Origin of the sequence: Kitasatospora sp. NPDC094016, from assembly GCF_040304045.1 — a bacterium.
Lineage (GTDB): Bacteria > Actinomycetota > Actinomycetes > Streptomycetales > Streptomycetaceae > Kitasatospora.
Genome location: NZ_JBEOUK010000096.1, coordinates 1 through 3,835, shown reverse-complemented (window position 1 = coordinate 3,835; position 3,835 = coordinate 1). Strand labels below are relative to the sequence as shown.

The following is a 3,835-nucleotide window of genomic DNA, read 5'->3' as shown; positions in this document are numbered from 1 at the left end:
AGTTCATCGAACGCCGCGACCACCAGGTCAAGATCCGCGGCCGCCGCGTCGAGACCGGCGAGATCGAAGCCGTCATCCGCTCCCTCGACACCGTCACCGACACCGCCGTCGCCGTCCTCCCCGACGCCTCCGGCAACCCCCGCCTCATCGGCTACCTCACCGGCCCCGACGTCGACCCCGCGCAGGTCCGGGCCGAACTCTCCCAACTGCTGCCCGGCTACATGATCCCGGCGTCCTGGCTCGTCCTCGACGCCATGCCGCTCACCCCCAACGGCAAGCTCGACCGCAAGGCCCTGCCCAAGCCCGCCCTCGCCGAGCAGGACACCCTGCGCGGCCCCCGCACCGAGCGCGAGCGGGTCCTCTGCGACATCCTCGCCGAGGTCCTCGGCACCGGCCGGGTCGGCATCGACGAGGACTTCTTCGCCCTCGGCGGCGACAGCATCCGCTCCATCCAGGTCGTCAGCCGCGCCCACAAGGCCGGACTCACCCTCACCACCCGCGACATCTTCACCCACAAGACCGCCGCCGCCCTCGCCCGGATCGCGGGCGGCACCGACCCCACGGCGGCGACCGCGCCCGCCGAGGACGCGGGCGGCACCGGCCCGTACGAACTCACCCCGATCATGGGCCAGTTGCACGACGACACCACCAGCCTCACCGGCCCGGTCGTCAAGTACAGCCAGCACGTGGTCGTCCGGGTCCCCGCCGCCCTGGACGCCGAACTGCTCGACGCGGCCCTGCACACCCTGGTCGACCACCACGACGCGCTGCGCACCCGGGCCACCGAACCCGCCCCCGGCCTGTGGCACCTGGAGGCACTGGCCCCCGGCGCGCTCGCCGGCGTCCGCCTGGTCGCCACCGCCGAGCACGGCACCGGCAACGGCACCGACGACCAGGACGCCCTCGGCTTCGCCGAGCGGCAGGCCGCCGCCGCCCGCGCCCGGCTCGACCCCGCCGCCGCCGTGATGATCCAGGCCGTGCTGATCGGCGCGGCCCCCGGCGCCGACACCGCCCTGCTGGTGCTCTCCGCCCACCACCTGGTCATCGACGGCGTGTCCTGGCGGATCCTGCTGCCCGACCTCGCCGCCGCCTGCGAGGCGCTGGCGGCCGGCCGCGCCCCCGCCCTCGACCCGGTCGGCACCTCCTACCGCGCCTGGTCCCAGCTGCTCGCCGCACAGGCCCGCACCCAGGTCCGCGGCCCCGAACTCGCCCTCTGGCAGTCGATCCTGACCGGCCCCGACCCGCTGGTCGGCACCCACCGGCTCGACCCCGAGACGGACGTCTACGGCACCCAGCGCACCCTGCGCCTGGAGCTCGGCCCCGAGGTCACCGGCCCGCTGCTCACCGACGTCCCGGCGGCCTTCCACGCCGAGGTCAACGACGTCCTGCTGACCGGCCTCGCCCTCGCCGTCGCCGACTGGCGCCGCCGGCACGGCCGCGCCGACTACGCCCAGACCCTGATCGAGCTGGAGGGCCACGGCCGCGAGCAGCTCGGCGACGGCCTCGACCTGTCCCGCACCGTCGGCTGGTTCACCAGCGCCTTCCCGATGCGCCTCGACCCCGGCACGCTCGACTGGGACGAGCTCTGGGCCGGCGGCCCCGCCCTCGCCGCCGCCCTCAAGCGGATCAAGGAGCAGCTGCGCGCGCTGCCCGACCGCGGCGTCGGCTACGGCCTGCTGCGCTACCTCAACCCGCACGCCGCCCGCGCCCTGGCCGGCCACCACAAGCCGCAGATCGGCTTCAACTACATGGGCCGCTTCGACGCCCGCGAGGCCCGCCTCTGGGAGCCGGCCGGCGGCGACGGCGTGGTCGGCACCGGCGCCCACCCCGGCATGCCGCTGCCGCACCTGCTCGACGTCACCCCGGCCACCGAGGACCGGCACGACGGCCCGCACCTGATCGCCAACTGGTCCTGGGCCGGCCGGACCGTCGCCGAGGAGGACGCCCAGGACGTCGCGGCCACCTGGTTCCGCGCCCTCGAACTGCTCGCCCGGCACGCCACCACCCCCGGTGCGGGCGGCCGCACCCCCTCCGACCTGCCGCTGGTCACCCTGGCCCAGGACGAGATCGAGGAGTACGAGGCCGAACTCGCCGAGGCCGGCACGGCCCTCGCCGACGTCCTGCCGCTCACCCCGCTCCAGCAGGGCATGCTCTTCCACGCCGACTACGACACCGCCGCCGGGGGCGGCGCGGACGCGGTCGACGTCTACACCCTGCAGATCGTCGCCGACATCGAGGGCGACCTCGACGCCGACGCCCTGCGCGCCGCCGGGCAGGCCCTGCTCGACCGGCACCCGAACCTGCGCGCCGCCTTCCGCGCCCGGGCCACCGGAGAGCCCGTCCAGGTCATCGCCCAGCACGCCGAACTGCCCTGGCTGGACGCCGACCTGACCGACCTGCCGGAGCCCGCCCGGGCCGCCGAGCTGAGCCGCATCACCGAGGCCGAGCGCACCCGCCGCTTCGACCTCGCCGCTCCGCCGCTGCTGCGCTTCGCGCTCGTCACCCACGGCGAGGGCCGGCACCGGTTCATCTGGACCAGCCACCACATCCTGGTCGACGGCTGGTCGATGCCGCTGCTCGTCCGCGAGCTGTTCGCGCTCTGCGCGCCCGGCGCGGACGTCGCGCTGCTGCCCGACCCGGCGCCGTACCGCTCGTACCTGGCCTGGCTGACCGCGCAGGACCGCACGGCCGCCCGGGCCGCCTGGCACGAGGTGCTGGCCGACGTCGACGAGCCCACCCTGCTCGTCCCCGCCGACCCGAGCCGCCTCCCGGTGCTGCCCGACGCGGTGCTCGCCGAGGTGCCGCGCGAGCTGACCGCCGCACTCGCCGGCTGGGCCCGCACCCAGGGCCTGACCGTCAACACCGTGGTGCAGGGCTGCTGGGCGCTGCTGCTCGGGCGGCTCACCGGCCGCCAGGACGTGGTGTTCGGCGCCGTCACCTCCGGCCGCCCGGCCGAGGTCCCGGACGTCGAGTCGATGATCGGCATGTTCCTCACCACCGTGCCGGTCCGGGCCCGGCTGCGCCCCGACGCCACCCTCGCCGAACTGCTGCACGCCCTCCAGGACCAGCAGACCGCGCTGCTCCCGCACGAGCACCTCGGGCTCGCCGCGATCCACCAGGCCGCCGGGCTGTCCGGCGAGGTCTTCGACACCGTGGTGCTGTTCGAGAACTTCCCGCTGGACGAGAACGGCCTCGACACCGGCGTCGCCGACGGCCCGCGCATCGTCCGCACCGAGGCCCTGGACGCCCGGCACCACCCGCTGAGCCTGGTGGTCCACCCCGGCGACAGCCTGCACCTGCGGCTGGACTACAACCCCGGCCTGTTCGGCCGGGCCGAGGTCGAGCGGGTCTCGGCGATCTTCCAGCACCTGCTGCGGACCGTCGCCGAGCGCCCCGGACTGCCTCTCGCCCAGGTCGACGTGACCGGCCCGGCGGACCTCACCGGCACCGGCACCCCCGGCGAGCTGGGCGGACTGCTCGGCGCCTGGGACCCGTCGATCCCCGAGGAGAGCCTCGGCGTCGTCGAGCGGGTGCGCGCCGTCGCCGCCCGCACCCCCGAGGCGACCGCCGTCACCGACGGCGCCGGCTCGCTGACCTACCAGGAGCTGGTCGAGGCGGCCGGCGGCCTGTCCGCGGGCCTCGCCGAGGCCGGGGTCACCACCGGCTCGGTGGTCGCGATGCTCGCCGAGCCCGGCGTCCCGTTCATCACCGGCGTGCTGGGCGTGATCGGCGCCGGTGGCGCCTACCTGCCGCTCGACCCGGCCGCCCCCGCCGCCCGCAACACCGGGCTGCTGGAGGACGGCGGCGCCCGCCACCTGCTGGTCGGCGCCGGGTA

The 3,835-nt window shown here is 76.0% G+C and carries 1 protein-coding gene; it reads left to right on the top strand.

All coding sequences use genetic code 11. The features are described 5' to 3' along the window. Positions 1-3,835 (top strand): condensation domain-containing protein (locus ABT015_RS37800; RefSeq protein ID WP_350887859.1); only part of this gene is annotated, 3,835 nt, incomplete at both ends.